The organism is Pseudomonas sp. R9.37, assembly GCF_963878885.1.
GTDB lineage: Bacteria > Pseudomonadota > Gammaproteobacteria > Pseudomonadales > Pseudomonadaceae > Aquipseudomonas.
Map to the genome: position 1 here is coordinate 111,851 of NZ_CAWNZA010000022.1, position 16,987 is coordinate 128,837.

The 16,987-nt window shown below is 61.6% G+C and carries 16 protein-coding genes; 10 read left to right on the forward strand and 6 right to left on the reverse strand.

The genetic code is table 11. The features are described 5' to 3' along the window. Positions 1-173: 173 nt before the first annotated feature. The 3 genes from AACU78_RS12690 to AACU78_RS12700 are packed head-to-tail and all read left to right on the forward strand — an operon-like array spanning position 174 to position 3,304. A complete protein-coding gene (locus AACU78_RS12690; protein WP_106576169.1) occupies positions 174-1,640 on the forward strand; it encodes a purine-cytosine permease family protein in 1,467 nt (488 codons plus the stop codon). Further along, positions 1,633-2,550, forward strand: a complete 918-nt coding sequence (locus AACU78_RS12695; protein ID WP_106576170.1) for a PfkB family carbohydrate kinase — start codon at positions 1,633-1,635, stop codon at positions 2,548-2,550. Before AACU78_RS12690 ends, AACU78_RS12695 begins: the two co-directional genes overlap by 8 nt. A gap of 25 nt (positions 2,551-2,575) precedes the next feature. Beyond that, on the forward strand, positions 2,576-3,304 hold the full coding sequence (locus AACU78_RS12700) for a class I SAM-dependent methyltransferase (protein WP_106576171.1): 729 nt from the start codon (positions 2,576-2,578) through the stop codon (positions 3,302-3,304). A gap of 145 nt (positions 3,305-3,449) precedes the next feature. Here AACU78_RS12700 and AACU78_RS12705 read toward each other — a convergent pair whose 3' ends face one another. The 4 genes from AACU78_RS12705 to AACU78_RS12720 form a co-directional block, all read right to left on the reverse strand. After that, on the reverse strand, positions 3,450-3,830 hold the full coding sequence (locus AACU78_RS12705; protein ID WP_106576173.1) for a Rho termination factor N-terminal domain-containing protein: 381 nt from the start codon (positions 3,828-3,830) through the stop codon (positions 3,450-3,452). 50 nt (positions 3,831-3,880) lie between these two features. Continuing rightward, entirely contained in the window at positions 3,881-4,147 is a 267-nt protein-coding gene (locus AACU78_RS12710) for a hypothetical protein (RefSeq protein ID WP_106576174.1), read from the reverse strand. Positions 4,148-4,197: 50 nt separating this feature from the next. After that, complete coding sequence (locus AACU78_RS12715) at positions 4,198-4,551, reverse strand: hypothetical protein (RefSeq protein WP_106576176.1); 354 nt, start codon at positions 4,549-4,551, stop codon at positions 4,198-4,200. A gap of 84 nt (positions 4,552-4,635) precedes the next feature. Then, a complete protein-coding gene (locus AACU78_RS12720; RefSeq protein WP_106576177.1) occupies positions 4,636-5,841 on the reverse strand; it encodes an MFS transporter in 1,206 nt (401 codons plus the stop codon). 191 nt (positions 5,842-6,032) lie between these two features. Between AACU78_RS12720 and AACU78_RS12725 the strand changes: the two genes are divergently transcribed. The 6 genes from AACU78_RS12725 to AACU78_RS12750 all read left to right on the forward strand — a co-directional run bounded on the left by AACU78_RS12725 (position 6,033) and on the right by AACU78_RS12750 (position 12,935). Next, entirely contained in the window at positions 6,033-6,512 is a 480-nt protein-coding gene (locus tag AACU78_RS12725) for a GNAT family N-acetyltransferase (protein ID WP_106576703.1), read from the forward strand. Positions 6,513-7,634: 1,122 nt separating this feature from the next. Further along, the gene (locus AACU78_RS12730) at positions 7,635-8,456 is read left to right on the forward strand and encodes an SDR family oxidoreductase (RefSeq protein WP_106576178.1); all 822 of its coding nucleotides are present in this window, start codon (positions 7,635-7,637) and stop codon (positions 8,454-8,456) included. A gap of 29 nt (positions 8,457-8,485) precedes the next feature. Beyond that, positions 8,486-9,466, forward strand: coding sequence for a substrate-binding domain-containing protein (locus AACU78_RS12735; RefSeq protein WP_106576180.1), 981 nt, complete (start codon positions 8,486-8,488; stop codon positions 9,464-9,466). Then, entirely contained in the window at positions 9,463-10,962 is a 1,500-nt protein-coding gene (gene araG / locus AACU78_RS12740) for an L-arabinose ABC transporter ATP-binding protein AraG (protein ID WP_106576181.1), read from the forward strand. Before AACU78_RS12735 ends, araG begins: the two co-directional genes overlap by 4 nt. A gap of 17 nt (positions 10,963-10,979) precedes the next feature. Continuing rightward, positions 10,980-11,945 carry an L-arabinose ABC transporter permease AraH gene (araH, locus tag AACU78_RS12745; protein WP_106576704.1) on the forward strand — a complete coding sequence of 322 codons (966 nt, stop codon included), beginning with the start codon at positions 10,980-10,982 and terminating at the stop codon, positions 11,943-11,945. Between the two features lie 186 nt (positions 11,946-12,131). Then, complete coding sequence (locus AACU78_RS12750) at positions 12,132-12,935, forward strand: IclR family transcriptional regulator (RefSeq protein ID WP_106576182.1); 804 nt, start codon at positions 12,132-12,134, stop codon at positions 12,933-12,935. Here AACU78_RS12750 and AACU78_RS12755 read toward each other — a convergent pair whose 3' ends face one another. Beyond that, positions 12,936-13,988, reverse strand: a complete 1,053-nt coding sequence (locus tag AACU78_RS12755) for an NAD(P)-dependent alcohol dehydrogenase (RefSeq protein WP_106576183.1) — start codon at positions 13,986-13,988, stop codon at positions 12,936-12,938. 181 nt (positions 13,989-14,169) lie between these two features. Between AACU78_RS12755 and AACU78_RS12760 the strand changes: the two genes are divergently transcribed. Further along, positions 14,170-15,060 carry an AraC family transcriptional regulator gene (locus AACU78_RS12760; RefSeq protein ID WP_106576185.1) on the forward strand — a complete coding sequence of 297 codons (891 nt, stop codon included), beginning with the start codon at positions 14,170-14,172 and terminating at the stop codon, positions 15,058-15,060. 177 nt (positions 15,061-15,237) lie between these two features. On the opposite strand, the gene AACU78_RS12765 is transcribed toward AACU78_RS12760, so the two are convergent. After that, the gene (locus AACU78_RS12765; protein WP_106576188.1) at positions 15,238-16,902 is read right to left on the reverse strand and encodes an electron transfer flavoprotein-ubiquinone oxidoreductase; all 1,665 of its coding nucleotides are present in this window, start codon (positions 16,900-16,902) and stop codon (positions 15,238-15,240) included. Positions 16,903-16,987: the final 85 nt, after the last annotated feature.

The window sequence follows — 16,987 nt, forward strand, 5'->3', positions numbered from 1 at the left end:
AGCGGGCTTGCTCGCGAAAGCGGTGTATCAGGTGGCACATCAGTTGACTGGCCCACTGCTTTCGCGAGCAAGCCCGCTCCCCCATTGAACTCGCAGAGTCAGGAAGACCGAGAGTCGATTCACCTTGAGTATCTGTCACAACCACAACAATACAGGCACCAGGAGCACCCCTCATGAGCACCCCTTCTACCGGCCAAAGTGCCGGGCAATTGGAAACACGCGGTATCGAACCGGTCCCTGAAGGCGAGTGCAACGGTCATCCGCTGCAACTGTTCTGGGTGTGGTTCGCGGCCAACATCAGCATTCTCGGTTTGCCGCTGGGCGCGACCCTCGTGGCGTTCCGTGGCCTGGCGATCTGGCAGGCGATCATCGTTGCAATCCTCGGCGCCGCCGGCTCTTTCGCCGTGGTGGGCATCATCTCGATTGCCGGCCGCCGCGGGCGTGCGCCGAGCCTGACGCTGTCCCGGGCGATCTTTGGCGTGCGCGGCAATATCGGCCCGACCCTTGTGTCGCTGATGTCGCGACTGGGCTGGGAAACCGTCAACACCACCACCGCGGCATTCGTGTTGCTGTCGTTGTGTTCGATCCTGTTTCACTCGCCGGTCGAAGCGAAAAGCGCGCCCGTGCTGACACTGATCTTCATCGCCATTTTCGTGCTGCTGACCCTGTCCGTCTCCGGCCTCGGCCACGCGACCTTACTGGTGATCCAGAAGTGGGCCACCTATGTATTTGGCGCCTTGAACATCCTGGTGGGCGGCTTCCTCTGCGCCACCATCGACTGGAGTGCGGTGTTCAACGCCACGCCGGCGCCGCTGAGCGCGATGATCATCGGCGTCGGCACCATGGCCGCCGGCACCGGTATCGGCTGGGCCAACGCCGGCGCCGACATGTCGCGCTACCAGCACCGCAGCGTCAAGGCCGTGCGCCTGGTGGCCTCCGCCGCGTTTGGTGCGGGGATTCCGCTGGTGTTGCTGATCACCCTCGGTGGCTTGCTGTCGGTGGGCAACAATGATCTGGCCTCGGCCACTGACCCGATCATCGCGATCCGCGACATGCTGCCCACCTGGATGGCCGTGCCGTACCTGATCACCGCGTTTGGCGGGCTGCTGCTGTCCAACAACCTGTCGGTGTACTCGGCGGGCCTGACCACCTTGACCCTGGGCTTGAAGGTCAAGCGCGTGCACGCGGTGATCGTCGACATCGTCGCGATCTTCGCCGGTTCGATCTACTTCATGCTGATTGCCGACAGTTTCTACGGCCCGTTCATCACGTTCATCTCGCTGCTGGCGGTGCCGATTACGGCGTGGGTCGGGATCTTCGTGGTCGACTTGCTTCATCGCCACTACTACAGCCCCAAAGACTTGCTGGACATAAGCCCAAGCAGTGCCTACTGGTATCGCGGCGGCGTGGAGTGGCGTGCATTCGGCGCCTGGGCCGTGGCCATCGTGCTGGGCTTCAGCTTCACCACCATCGGCACCACAGCCGAAAACATCTGGTTCGCCGGCCCGCTGTCCGACTCGTGGCTGGGTCACAACGGGCTGGGCTGGATCGTCACCTTCCTGGTGGCCGGCGGAATTTACGCAGTACTGGGCGGCGCGGCTGACCGTCGTCCGGCTTTAGTAGAGAGCCCCAATGTCTAGATTGCTGCACACCGGCCAGGTCATCGTCGACCTGGTCATGGCCCTCGACACCTTGCCTGCAACCGGCGGCGACGTGCTGGCGCGGTCTGCCAGCTTTGAAGCCGGCGGCGGTTTCAACGTGATGGCCGCCGCCCGGCGCAATGGTCTGCCGGTGGTTTACCTCGGCCGCCATGGCAAGGGCCGCTTCGGCGACCTGGCGCGCGCGGCCATGCAAGCCGAGGGCGTAGAGATGGCCCAGTCGACCAGCGACGACAAGGACACCGGTTTATGCGTGTCGCTGACCGAAGCCACCACCGAACGCACCTTCATTTCGCATATCGGCGCAGAAGGGGATTTGAGCGCCGAGAACTTGGCGAACGTCGTGCCGCGCGCGGACGATTACGTGTACGTCAGCGGCTACAGCCTGTTGCTCGAAGGCAAGGCCCAGGCATTGCTCGAATGGCTGCTGGCGCTGCCGCGTGACATCACCGTGGTGTTCGACCCGGGGCCGCTGGTCAAGGCGCCGGACTCGGCGCTGATGGTCGCCTTGTTGCCGCGCATCGACATCTGGACCAGCAACGGCCCGGAAGCCCTGGCGTTTACCGGCGCCGACACTCTGGCCAAGGCACTGCTCGAACTCGAACGGCACTTGCCTGCCGACGCGTTGCTGGTGGTGCGCGATGGGCCGAACGGGTGCTGGGTCAGTCTTCAAGGCGAGGCCAGGCATGTGCCCGGCTTCAAGGTGACCGCCGTGGACAGTAACGGCGCGGGCGATGCCCATGCCGGGGTGTTTCTTGCGGGGTTGGCCCAGGGCTTGGAACCGGCTGACGCGGCACGCCGCGCCAATGCGGCCGCCGCGTTGGCGGTTACGCGCTGGGGGCCGGCAACCTCGCCCGGGGCTGCCGAAGTGGATGCCTTGTTGGCACAATAGGCGCCACTCAGCACGGAGCGACGCCATGACCCAGAATATCTACGACACGCCAGCCTTCTTCGAGGGCTACAGCAAAATGGGCCGCTCGGTCGAAGGCCTGGCTGGCGCGCCGGAGTGGCCTGCCTTACAGGCAATGTTGCCGCCGATGGCTGGCTTGAATGCAGTGGACCTCGGCTGTGGCTACGGCTGGTTCAGCCGCTGGGCGCAGGAGCAGGGCGCGGCTCATGTGCTGGGGTTGGACGTGTCGCAAAAGATGCTGGCGCGGGCCAAACAGATGACCGCTGCGGCGACCATTACCTATGCGATCGCCGACCTGGAACAACTCGACCTGCCTGCTGCCTCGTTCGATCTGGCCTACAGCTCGCTGGCTTTTCATTACATCGTCGATCTGAAGGGGCTGTTCGAGCGTATTCACCACGCCCTGGTGCCCGGTGGCCGACTGGTGTTTTCCATCGAGCACCCGATCTTCATGGCACCCCGAAACCCGGGGTGGCTGGTCGATGATCAAGGCCGCAAAAGCTGGCCGGTGGATGGCTATCAGTTGGAAGGGCCGCGGGTGACCCACTGGTTGGCCGAAGGCGTGATCAAGCAACACCGTACGCTGGGCACGTTGCTTACTCTGATGATTCAGGCGGGGTTCACGCTCAGTCACGTGGAGGAGTGGGGGCCAAGCGAAGCGGACCTCATTGCTCGGCCAGCATTGGCCGAAGAACAAGAGCGTCCCATGATGATGCTGGTATCGGCTCACCGCTGATTTTGGGTATGCAACGCAAAACAAAATGTGGGAACGAGCCTGCTCGCGAATGTTGTGGAACAGTCGGTATGTTGAGTGACTGTTCTACCGTATTCGCGAGCAAGCCCGCTCCCACATTGGGTTTGGTGTGTCGGCAAGGCCGGCGTCAGCCAGCCTTGCGCAGCGCTTCGATCAGCTCATCCTTGCGCATGCTCGACCTGCCCGGAATATCCTTCGCACGCGCTTCCTTCAGCAGGCTTTCCTTGGTCTGCGTCGCCAGCGAAGTGCGACCAGTGCGAGGGTGACCCTCGCGGCTGGCGGCAGCTCGCTTGGCCGAATCACTGCGTGCCTCGGCTTTTTTCTGCGGCGCTTTGCGTTGGCCCGAACCGCCGGCTTTGTCACCGCCGCCGGACTGCTTGTTGACGGTGGCCCAGGCGCGGGCTTCGGCTTCTTCCCTGGACACGCCTTTGTGCTCGTAACTGTGTTCGATACGGGCGGCTTTGCGCTTCTGTGCGGCGGTGTATTTAGCTTTGCTTCCAAGAGGCATTGCGATACTCCAACTGGCCCTGTTGTCAGGGCCAGACCAGACAAAATGGATTACTGGGTGCTTTCGCCTTCCAGCTTGCGCGCCTCGTCAACGCCTGACGCGGTCAACTTGATCGGCAGGTTCAACGAGTATTCACCGGCGTCGTCGGTGGTCACATGCCCATCCTTGATAAATCCACGGTCCTGCAGGAAAGCCAAGACACTGGCAACCTCCTTCCCGCCGCGGTAGTTATCCAGCACCTCCTTGCCCAGACCGTTCGGGTGGGCGTGCAGCAGGCGGGTGAGGACTTCTTTTTCAAGGTTTCTATCGACGTTCATGCGTACCTCTTCACTGGGAATGATCGGGTGTCGGTGTCGTTATGGATGCTTCAAGGCGCAGGTTGTTTTGGGGCGCCAGGGATGTTCGAGTCGTCGCCTTTATTGACCTTCGGCTCATTGCTGATGCCAGGGCCCATTTTGCCGTTGCCGACCGCAGCAGGTGCCTGGCGTTGGGTGTCGTTGCCCTTGGTGCGAGGGTCAGCGCCAGCGCCGTTGTCGATGATCGCGCCGCCATTGGTGTCCATGCCGGTGCCCATCGAATCCTGGGATTCCTGGGTAGCAGGGCTTGGCGGGCTGCCGACCGGGTCGGTCTTGCCGGTCGAGGAGGTGGCGGCAAAGGCGTTAAGCGATGCGGCAGACAGCAGGCCGGTGAGGGCGAGGGCGGCAAACTTGGAATTCTTCATGGGGTGTCTCCATATGATTAATGTCCTTACCCTTTATTGGTCCGCCCCCGCTGGCGGTTCGTGCCTTGATGGCGACGAACGGTCTTAGCTCACCTGTAAGATTTTGTGTGCAGAGGCTTTGCGCCACACCAGCCGCGCCACCGTGATCAGCCAATTCAACGACGCCACGCCCACGACAATTGCCAGCAATGTCGGCAGGCCGTAATCGACGATGATCCTCCCGGCCAGCCAGGGAAACCCGAACACGCCGACAAAGTACGCCAGGCTGAACAGCAGCAATGCCTGGGACGTGGTGCCGGGCGGTGCTTCGTTGGCCACCAGCCCGTTGATCACCGAATACGTCAGGCCGTAACCCACGCCCAGCGTGGCAGCTGCCAGCAAATAACTGAGGTTTCCGCTCACGCCCACCGCAAATAGCACAATCGACCCGAGCATGATCCCGGACAACACACAGGCTGCCCGGTAGGCATCGCGTTTGACCACGTGGCCTGCGATCAACAGACGGCTGGTGATCGCAGCACTCAGAAACCCGGCGAAGAACAGCGAGTAGTCCAAGCCATGCGCGGCCGCATAGCTGGTTTGAAACGACGAAAGCCCGCCAAACACACACCCTCCCAGGCCGACCATGAGGATTGCGAACCCGGCCTTGGATGACAGCACGCGACGGCTGGCAGCCCAGGAAATCCTCGCGGCCGGCACATTCGCGTGCTGTTTGAGGCGGGCACCCATGCGCCAGAACATCAGCACCCCGGCAACGCTGGCCAACCCGGCAATATAGAAGGCAGTCGTCAGGGGCAGGTCCAGCGCACTGGCGGCTCGACCGAGCAACGGGCCGGAGCCGATCCCGCTCAACATGCTGCCCGACAGCAGGGCAAAGTATTTGGCTCGCTGCTGGGGCTCCACCAGCAGGCTCACGATGATCGGGCCCAAGGTGTAGAACACGCCCCAACCCAAGCCAAGGGCCAGCCCGAACACCATCAAGCCTTGGCCGAACCCCGGCGTCAGGGCAAAGCCCAGGCAGGCCACCACCAGCAACACGCCCATCGCCGCAATAGCCCGCGCGGCCCCGACCGCATCGGCCAGGTGCCCGGAAAACACCACGGCCACAAAGGTACTGAGCATCGCCGTGGAGATCACACTGCCCGCATCATGCTCGTTGCCACCGCGAGAGTGGATCAGCAGTGACAGCAGAAACGTCGAGCCGTAGGACAGCGACAACAGGAAGCTGGCCAGGCAGAACAGGGCGAAGAGCGTCGCGCCTTGCTTTGTCGCAGGTGCAGTGGCGTGCATGGGGTAAGCCTTGGAATAGTTGGAGTTGTGGCCAACTTTTACCACGCACGCTGCGACCGATTGTTCTGTGCTTGGTGGTGCTTGCTTTAGCATCCGATGAAGTAACGCGCCCCGGCCTTCACGAAAATGCGCTGCAATCAGTCATGAAAGCGCCTTAGTATGTGGACTTTAACATTGCCCAAGGCCCGCCCATGACCATCGATATTCGCCCTGCCGTGCCCAGCGATGCTGCGCAGATCCTGACCTTCATCACCGAGCTTGCCGAATACGAAAAGGCCCGGCATGAAGTGATCGCCAGTGTGGCGGATATCGAGCGCAGCCTGTTCAGCGAGGGCGCCACCGCCCATGGCCTGATCTGCTCGCGGGACGGCCTGCCGATTGGCTTTGCGGTGTTCTTTTTCAGCTATTCCACATGGTTGGGCAGCAATTGCCTGTACCTCGAAGACCTCTACATCAACCCCGAACAGCGCGGCGGCGGGGCGGGCAAGAAATTGCTGCGCCACCTGGCAAAAATTGCCTGCGACAACGGCTGCGGACGTTTCGAATGGAGCGTGCTGGACTGGAACGAGCCGGCTATCGCCTTCTACAAGTCCATCGGCGCGCAACCGCAGGAAGAATGGGTGCGTTACCGCATGGAAGGCGACGCACTGCGCGATTTCGCCCAAGGCTGAAGCCAGCTCCCACACTTACTGTACGACTGCGCAAAATTCCGCACCCACCCCAATCCAAAGGTGGGAGCGGGCTTGCCCGCGAAGGCGGTGTATCTGCACCAACCAAGCCGCCTGACCCACCGCCATCGCAGGCAAGCCAGCTCCCACACTAATGAGCGGCAGACCAAAATCTCCGCACCCACCTCAATCCAAAGGTGGGAGCGGGCTTGCCCGCGAAGGCGGTGTATCTGCACCAACCAGGCCGCCTGACCCACCGCCATCGCAGGCAAGCCAGCTCCCACCTTTATCGGTGACAGACCAAAATCTCCGCACCCACCTCAATCCAAATGTGGGAGCGGGCTTGCCCGCGAAGGCGGTGTATCAGTAACAACCAAGCCGCCTCACCCACCGCCATCGCAGGCAAGCCAGCTCCCACCTTTATGGGTGACAGACCAAAATCTCCGCACCCAGCGCAATCCAAATGTGGGAGCGGGCTTGCTCGCGAAGGCGGTGTATCAGTAACAACCAAGCCGCCCGACCCACCGCCATCGCAGTCAAGCCAGCTCCCACACTTACTGTGCGATTGCCCAAAATCTCCGCACCCACCTCAATCCAAATCCCACAGTAATGAGCGGCAGACCAAAATCTCCGCACCCAGCGCAATCCAAATGTGGGAGCGGGCTTGCCCGCGAAGGCGGTGTATCTGCACCAACCAAGCCGCCTGACCCACCGCCATCGCAGGCAAGCCAGCTCCCTGACTTACTGTGCGACTGCGCAAAATTCCGCACCCACCTCAATCCAAATGTGGGAGCGGGCTTGCCCGCGAAGGCGGTGTATCAGTAACAACCAAGCCGCCTCACCCACCGCCATCGCAGGCAAGCCCGCTCCCCCACTAATGAGCGACAGAGCGAAATTCCGCACCCACCGCAATCCAGTTGTGGGAGCCGGGCTTGCCCGCGATGGCAATCCTCCAGCCAACCATCCACCTCTGGACCCACCGCATTCCCAAGCACCCGCACGCCCGCATTTTTCAGGCTTTGTTTCAATATATGGGATGCAAATTTATATATTGAGATATTTCAAAAGATGGGTTTATAGTCGCCTGCATCAGCACTCACTACCAAAAATAAAACAGGTGAAGCGATGCAGCCCCAACCGTTGTCATTACCCGCCGTGCCGGAGCCCACCTACGGTGAGCGGCTGAAAAACAAAGTGGTGATCATCACCGGCGCCGCTCAAGGCATTGGCGAGGCGATTGTCGCCTGCTTCCAGGCCCAGCAGGCCCGTCTGGTGATCGCGGATATCCAGGCTGAAAAGGTCCAGAGTGTCGCCGCCCACTGGCGCGAACGCGGTGCCGACATTGTCGCGCAGGCCGTCGACATCACGTCCAAAGAGCAATGGCAGTCGCTGGTCAACCTGGCCATCGAGCGCTTTGGCCGTGTGGATGTGTTGGTCAACTGCGCCGGCGTCAATGTGTTCCGTGACCCGCTGGAGATGACTGACGAAGACTGGCGCCGCTGCTTTGCCATCGACCTCGACGGCGCCTGGTACGGTTGCCGTACGGTGCTGCCGCACATGATCGAGCAGGGCATCGGCAACATCATCAACATCGCCTCCACCCATTCCAGCCACATCATCCCCGGCTGCTTTCCCTACCCGGTCGCCAAGCACGGCCTGCTCGGCCTGACCCGCGCGCTCGGCATCGAATACGCGCCCAAGGGCATCCGCGTGAATGCCATCGCGCCGGGCTATATCGAAACCCAGCTCAATGTCGACTACTGGAACGGTTTCCCCGACCCGCATGCCGAGCGCCAACGCGCGTTCGACCTGCACCCGCCCAAGCGCATCGGCCAGCCGGTCGAGGTGGCGATGACGGCGCTGTTCCTGGCGACTGACGAGGCGCCCTTTATCAACGCAACCTGCCTGATGATCGATGGCGGGCGTTCTGTGATGTACCACGACTAAAATTTTTCGATAACAAGAAGAGGTGGTTCATGTTCAAGAAAACACTCGGCGCCCTGGCGCTCGCCGCAGCCTTCAGCGGCTTCGTGTCTGCCGAAGAGGTAAAGATTGGCTTTTTGGTCAAGCAGGCAGAAGAACCCTGGTTCCAGACCGAATGGGCCTTCGCCGAAAAGGCCGGCAAGGACCAGGGCTTCACCGTGATCAAGATCGCCGTGCCCGATGGCGAGAAAACCCTGTCGGCCATCGACACCCTCGCCGCCAACGGCGCCAAGGGCTTTGTGATCTGCCCGCCGGACGTGTCACTGGGCCCGGCGATCATGGCCAAGGCCAAGCTCAACGGCTTGAAAGTGCTGGCGGTGGATGACCGTTTCGTCGACGCCAAAGGCAAGCCCATGGAAGACGTGCCTTACGTCGGCCTGGACGCCTACAAGATCGGCCAAAAACAAGGCGAGGCCATGGCCACCGAAGCCAAGCACCGCAACTGGGACTGGAAGGAAACCTACGCCGTCATCAACACCTTTGATGAGCTGGAAACCGGCAAGAAACGCACCGACGGTTCGGTAGAAGGCCTCAAGGCCGCCGGCTTGCCCGCCGACCACATCCTGTTCAGCGCCCAGAAAACCCTCGACGTGCCGGGCAGTATGGATTCGACCAACTCGGCACTGGTGAAGCTGCCGGGCACCGCGAAAAACCTGATCATCGGCGGCATGAACGACAGCACCGTGCTTGGCGGCGTGCGCGCCACCGAAAGCGCCGGGTTCAAGGCGGCCAACGTGATTGGCGTGGGCATCAATGGCACCGATGCCATCGAAGAACTCAAGAAATCAGACACCGGTTTCTACGGCTCGATGCTGCTAAGCCCGGACGCTTCCGGCTACAAAACCGCCACGGCGATGTTCGAGTGGGTGACCAAAGGCACTGAGCCGGCCAAGTTCACCGCCCTGGACAACGTGACCCTGATCACCCGCGCCAACTTCAAGGAAGAGTTGAGCAAAATCGGTCTGTGGAAATGACCGGCGCGGCCTTGCGCTTCAACGGCATCGGGAAGGAATTTCCCGGGGTCAAAGCCTTGGCGCAGATCAGCTTTGAAGCGCGGCCGCACTCGGTGCACGCGCTGATGGGCGAGAACGGCGCGGGCAAATCGACCCTGCTGAAAATCCTCGGTGGCGCCTACATTCCGAGCAGCGGCACGGTGCAGATCGGCGAGCAGACCATGGACTTCAAGTCTGCCGCCGACAGCATTGCCAACGGCGTCGCGGTGATCCACCAGGAGTTGCACCTGGTGCCGGAAATGACCGTGGCCGAGAACCTGTTCCTCGGGCATTTGCCGTCGCGTTTTGGCGTGGTCAATGGCGGGCTGCTGCGCAAGCAGGCGCTGGCGTGTCTCAAAGGCCTGGCCGATGAGATCGACCCGCAGGAGAAGCTCGGCCGGCTGTCGCTGGGCCAGCGTCAGCTGGTGGAAATCGCCAAGGCATTGTCGCGTGGCGCCCATGTGATTGCCTTCGACGAACCTACCAGCAGTCTGTCGGCGCGCGAGATTGACCGTTTGATGGCGATCATCACGCGCCTGCGCGACGAGGGCAAAGTGGTGCTCTACGTGTCGCACCGTATGGAGGAGGTGTTTCGCATCTGCGACGCGGTGACGGTGTTCAAGGACGGCCGCTTTGTGCGCACCTTTGACGACATGGCCACGCTGACCCACGACCAATTGGTGACGTGTATGGTCGGCCGGGATATTCAGGACATCTACGACTACCGCCCGCGTGAGCGCGGCGAGGTGGCGCTCAAGGTCGAGGGGCTGCTGGGCCCGGGCCTGCGCGAAGCGGTCAGCCTTGAGGTGCACAAGGGCGAGATTCTCGGCCTGTTCGGGCTGGTTGGCGCAGGGCGTACCGAGTTGTTTCGGCTGCTGAGCGGATTGACGCGCTCCACTGCCGGTCAGCTGCAGCTCTTTGGTGAAACCCTGCACCTGCGCTCGCCGCGTGATGCCATCGATGCTGGCGTGCTGCTGTGCCCGGAAGACCGTAAAAAGGAAGGCATCATCCCGCTGTCCAGCGTCGCCGAGAACATCAACATCAGCGCACGCGGCGCCCATGCCACCTTTGGCTGGCTGCTGCGTGAGGGCTGGGAGAAGGGTAACGCCGACCAGCAAATCAAGGCGATGAAAGTCAAAACGCCGAACGCCGAGCAGAAAATCATGTACCTGTCCGGCGGTAACCAGCAGAAGGCCATTCTCGGCCGCTGGCTGTCGATGCCGATGAAGGTGCTGCTGCTCGATGAGCCGACGCGCGGCATCGACATCGGCGCCAAGTCGGAGATCTACCAGATCATCCACAACCTGGCCGCCAGCGGCATCGCGGTGATCGTGGTGTCCAGCGACTTGATGGAAGTGATGGGCATCTCCGACCGCATCCTGGTGATGAGCGAAGGCGTGCTGACCGGCGAGTTGAACCGCGATCAGGCGGACGAAGCACAGCTATTGCAACTGGCACTTCCGCGTACGCGGGCTTGAAGAATTCGAGGTGAATGATGTCGCAAATAAAAACTGCAAAGAGCTTCTGGCCGGGTTTTAACCAGCGCAAGTTTCTTGATGATTGGGTGATGCTGCTCGCCGCGTTAAGCATCTTTGTGCTCAGCGCGTTGTTTATCGACAACTTCCTCTCGCCGCTGAACATGCGCGGGCTGGGTCTGGCGATTTCCACGGTGGGCATCGCTGCGTGCACCATGTTGTTCTGCCTGGCGTCGGGGCACTTCGACTTGTCGGTGGGTTCGGTGATTGCCTGCGCCGGCGTGGTGGCGGGGATTGTGATTCGTGACACCGACAGCGTGGTGCTCGGCGTGTCGGCGGCGTTGGCCATGGGCCTGGTGGTGGGGCTGATCAACGGCATTGTCATCGCCAAGCTGCGTATCAACGCCTTGATTGCCACGTTGGCGACCATGCAGATCGTGCGCGGCCTGGCCTACATCTTTTCCAACGGCAAAGCCGTCGGCGTGATGGACGAGCGCTTTTTCGTGTTCGGCAATGGCCAATTGATGGGCGTGCCGGTGCCGATCATCATCACCGTACTGTGCTTTGTGTTCTTCGGCTGGCTGCTCAACTACACCACCTACGGGCGCAACACCATGGCCATCGGCGGCAACCAGGAAGCGGCGTTGCTGGCCGGGGTGAATGTCGATCGCACCAAGATCATCATCTTTGCCGTGCACGGTTTGATCGGTGCCCTGGCTGGGGTGATCCTCGCCTCGCGCATGACCTCGGGCCAGCCGATGATCGGGCAGGGCTTTGAGCTGACGGTGATTTCCGCCTGTGTACTGGGCGGCGTGTCGCTGAGCGGCGGCATCGGCATGATCCGGCATGTGATTGCCGGGGTGTTGATTTTGGCGATCATCGAGAATGCGATGAACCTGAAGAACATCGACACCTTTTACCAGTACGTGATCCGCGGTTCGATCCTGTTGCTGGCGGTGATTATCGACCGCATGAAGCAACGCTAAAGTCGTGCCCTGTGGAGATCAAAATGTGGGAGCTGGCTTGCCTGCGACAGCGGTGTGTCAGCCTGCACATTTACTGCTGACACGCCCTCATCGCAGGCAAGCCAGCTCCCACAGTGGATCTCCTCTGTTCAGGAGGGCTGCATTTGCCATAATGGCGCCGTTTTCGTACTTCCCAATAGGCCCGATATGCAGGAAAACGCCCACATCCCCGTCAAAGACGCCGCGCCCACCGGCACCCAGACTCTGTTGCGTGGCCTGGGCGTGGTACAGGCAGTGGCGGCCGGTGCGCGGGATCTGAAAGAGATCGCCCGGCGCATCGGCACCACCCGCAGCACCACCCACCGCCTGGCCAGTTGCCTGGTGGAAGAGCGTTACCTGCGTGTGGTGCCGCAAGTCGGTTACCTGTTGGGGCCCAAGCTGATCGAGTTGGGCTTCCAGGCCCGTGAAGAATTGCCGTTGGTGAGCCTCGCGGTGCCGTATCTGGATGAGTTGTCGGCGCTGACCGGCGACACCATCCACCTGGCGATTCGCGAATACGACGACGTGCTTTACCTGCACAAGAATCCCGGCCGTAACGGTCCGGAAATGCGCTCGCGGGTGGGCCATCGCATGCCACTGGCGCGCACGGGTGTGGGCAAGGCAATGTTGCTGGACGACTCGGTGCAGGAGTGGCAGCGCCTGTATGAAGCCAGCCTTCCGGCCGGTGGCAAGAGCCAGCAGTGGCCGCAGCACCCGGAGCAATCCTGGGCGCAGTTCGAGCAGCGCATGCGCGAATACGTGGCGGGGGGTTATGCGTTCGATCTGGAAGACAACGAACCGTCGATCCGTTGTGTGGCGGCACCGGTGCGCGATGCCAGCCGGCGAATCGTCGCCGGCATCAGCATCGCCAGTACCGTGCCCTACATGCCGCTGGAAAAAATGGCCGAGCTGATCCCTGTGATCAAACAGGTCGCAGCGCGGCTGTCAGCGGAGTTGGGCGCCAAGGCCTGATCAGGCCTTCAAGGTCGCCATGTCGATGACAAAGCGGTACTTCACATCACCGGCGATCATGCGGGTGTAAGCCTCATTGATCTGGCGGATGTCGAGCATTTCGATGTCGCAGGTGATGTTGTGCTCGGCGCAGAAATCCAGGACTTCCTGGGTTTCGGCAATACCGCCGATCAACGAACCGGCCAGCACTTTACGGCCCAACACCAGCTTGGCGGCGTTGACCGGCGGATCGACCGGCTCGATAAGGCCGACCAGAATGTGCACGCCGTCAAAGCGCAGCACGTCGAGGTAGGGGTTCAGGTCGTGCTGCACGGGAATGGTGTCGAGCAGGAAGTCGAAGCTGCCGGCAGCGGCTTTCATTTGCTCGGCGTCGGTGGACACGATCACGTGGTCGGCGCCCTGGCGACGGCCTTCTTCAGCCTTGCTCGCGGAGCGGGTGAACAGCGTGACTTCTGCGCCCATCGCCTTGGCGAACTTGATGCCCATGTGGCCCAGGCCACCCATGCCCAGCACGCCGACTTTGTCGCCCGCTTTCACGCCGTAGTGCTTGAGTGGCGAGTAGGTGGTGATGCCGGCACACAGGATCGGTGCGGCGCTGGCCAGGTCGAGCTTGGCCGGGATTTTCACCACGAAGTGCTCACTGACCACGATGCTGTCGGAGTAGCCGCCCATGGTGTTGCTGCCGTCGACCCGGTCTGGGGTGGCGTAGGTCATGGTCGGGCCTTCGAGGCAGTATTGCTCCAGGTCCGCGTGGCAGGCGTCGCAGTGACGGCACGAATCAACCATGCAGCCTACGCCGACCAGGTCGCCGACTTTGTGCGCGGTGACGCTGGCGCCGACGGCGGTGACTTTGCCGACGATCTCGTGGCCCGGCATCAGCGGGTAAACGGCAATGCCCCACTCGTTGCGCGCCTGGTGGATGTCGGAGTGGCACACGCCGCAGTAGAGAATCTCGATGGCCACGTCATCGGCGCGCGGGCTGCGGCGTTCGAAGGACATCGGGGCGAGGGGAGTGGTCGGCGACTGGGCGGCATAACCGATGGCGGTATACATGAGGAAACCTCGCAGCAGGAATAACTAGGGAGGCGGCGCATTCTCCGCGCCGCGCCTGGATGCGGCCATGGCGATTGCTCCGAGTCTCATGCCTATTCGTCCGGGAGTGCCCCTTGTTTGGATCCATGTGCCCTCAGACCTGCGATGATGCTCTCATCCCTTTTTCGCGAAGTTTTTTGCCATGTTGTTGACCCGCCATCTCGACGCCAACGCCACGTTGGTGGCCTTGATAAAAGGGCTTACGCCCTGCGACGGATTTTCGCCGACGAACCTTCCCGGCGTGCAGGTCTTGCGCGCCAGTTGCGACGTGGCGCGCGGCCCGCAGATCTACGAGCCGAGCCTGATGATCGTCGCCCAGGGCAGCAAGGTCGCCTACCTGGGCCCGCGTACGCTGGAGTATGGCGCCGGGCATTATTTGATCCAGGCGATGCCGGTGCCGTTTGAATGCGAGACCTTTGCCCTGCCGAACGCGCCGTTGTATGGCGTGACGGTGGGTATTGATCGGGTGGTGCTGGGCGAGTTGGTCATGGCCATGGGCATTCAGGCCGGGCCGCCGCCGGCGGCGCAGACGCTGGAATCGATGAGTTCGGTGGTGCTCGATGATGCGATGCGTGGGTGCGTCGAGCGGCTGTTGCAGTGCCTGCACGATCCGCTGGAAAGCCGGATCATGGGCCCGGCGCGGGTGCGCGAATTGTTGTTCACCGCGTTGCGTGGGCCGCAGGCCGATGTGTTGCGGGCGTTGGTGGAGCAGCAGGGGCAGTTTTCGCGCATCGCCACGTCGTTGAATCACCTGCATGCCCATTACGCCGAGCCGCTGAATATCGAGACGTTGGCCGGTTATGCGCACATGAGCGCGTCGACGTTTCACGAGCATTTCAAGCGCTGCACGTTGTTGTCGCCGGTGCAGTATTTGAAGCGGTTGCGGTTGCTCAAGGCGCAGCAGTTGCTGCTGGTGGAGGGCATGGGTGTGGCGCAGGCGGCACACAATGTGGGGTATCAGAGTACGTCGCAGTTCAGTCGCGAATATAAGCGCTACTTTTTGCGTAACCCCGGTGAAGAGCGGGCTGCATAACTCCACAAGGTACACCACCGTAAAGGTGGGAGCGGGCTTGCTCGCGAAAGCGGCCTGTCAGTTGATGAATGTGTTAGCTGACCCACCGTATTCGCGAGCAAGCCCGCTCCCACATTTGATCGGTGTGGGGCATAAAAAAGGCCCCCGTCTGGGAGCCTTTTTGGTCAAGCCAATGACTTACATATTCGGATAAGTCGGCCCGCCCGCGCCTTCCGGTGTCACCCACGTAATGTTCTGCGAAGGGTCCTTGATGTCACAGGTCTTGCAGTGCACGCAGTTCTGGGCGTTGATCTGGAAGCGCTTCTCGCCGTCTTCCTTGGTGATCACTTCATACACGCCGGCCGGGCAGTAGCGCTGCGCCGGCTCATCGTAGAGCGGCAGGTTGGTGCCGATCGGGATGCTCGGGTCTTTGAGCTTCAAGTGGCACGGCTGTTCTTCTTCGTGGTTGGTACCGGAGATGAACACCGAGCTCAGCTTGTCGAAGCTCAGCTTGCCGTCGGGTTTTGGGTAATCGATCTTCTTGCTGTCCTTGGCAAGCTTCAGGCAGGCGTAGTCCGGCTTGGTGTCGTGCAAGGTGAACGGCATTTTGCCGCCGAGGATGTTCTGGTCGAACCAGTTGAAGCCGGCACCCAGGATCGGGCCGAACTTGTGCATCGCCGGGCCGAAGTTGCGGCTGGCAAACAGCTCTTCGTAGAGCCAGCTGGCTTTGAAGCTGTCGACGTAGTTGGTCAGTTCGTCGCCGCCTTCAGACTCGGCGAACAGGCGTTCGGCCACCGCGTCGGCGGCGAGCATGCCGGACTTCATCGCGGTGTGGCTGCCTTTGATCTTGGCCACGTTCATGGTGCCCAGGTCGCAGCCGATCAAGGCGCCGCCTTTGAAGACCATCTTCGGCAACGAGTTGATGCCGCCTTTGGCCAAGGCACGCGCGCCGTAGCTGACGCGCTTGCCGCCTTCCAGGTACTGGGCCAGCACCGGGTGATGCTTGAGGCGCTGGAACTCATCGAATGGCGACAGGAACGTGTTGCTGTAGGACAGGTCGACGATAAGACCCACGACCACTTGGTTGTTTTCCAGGTGATAGAGGAAAGAACCGCCCGTGTTCTCGTTGCTCATGATGTCCAGCGGCCAACCGGCGGTGTGTACCACCAGGCCAGGTTGGTGCTTGGCAGGGTCGATTTCCCAGATTTCTTTCAGGCCGATGCCGTAGTGCTGGGCGTCGGCGTCGCTGTCCAGGTTGAAGCGCTGGATCAGTTGCTTGCCGATGTGGCCACGGCAGCCTTCGGCGAACAGCGTGTACTTGCCACGCAGCTCCATGCCTGGGGTATAGACGCCTTCTTTTGGATGGCCTTCACGGTCGACGCCGAGGTCGCCGGTGATGATCCCGCGGACCACGCCGTTTTCGTCGAACAGTGCTTCTTGAGCGGCGAAGCCTGGGTAGACTTCCACACCCAGGTTCTCAGCCTGCTGGGCCAGCCAGCGGCACAGGTTGCCCAGGGAGATGATGTAGTTGCCTTCGTTGTGCATGGTCTTGGGCACAAAGAAGTCGGGAACCTTGGTGGCGGCTTCCGGGCTGCGCAGTACATAGATGTCATCGCGCACCACGGGCGTGTTGAGCGGGGCGCCGAGTGCTTTCCAGTCCGGGAACAGTTCGTTCAGGGCGCGGGGTTCAAACACCGCACCGGAAAGGATGTGTGCGCCGACTTCGGAGCCTTTCTCGACCACGCAGACGCTGATTTCTTTACCGGCTTCGGCGGCCTTCTGCTTCAGTCGGCAGGCGGCAGACAGGCCTGCCGGGCCAGCGCCGACGATGACCACGTCGAATTCCATGTATTCGCGTTCCACAGGCTATCTCCTACTCAAGGCTCAACAGGCTTTTTTTTTAATGGGTGGAGGTTCGGTGTTGCATCCGTCATCACTGCATTCGGAG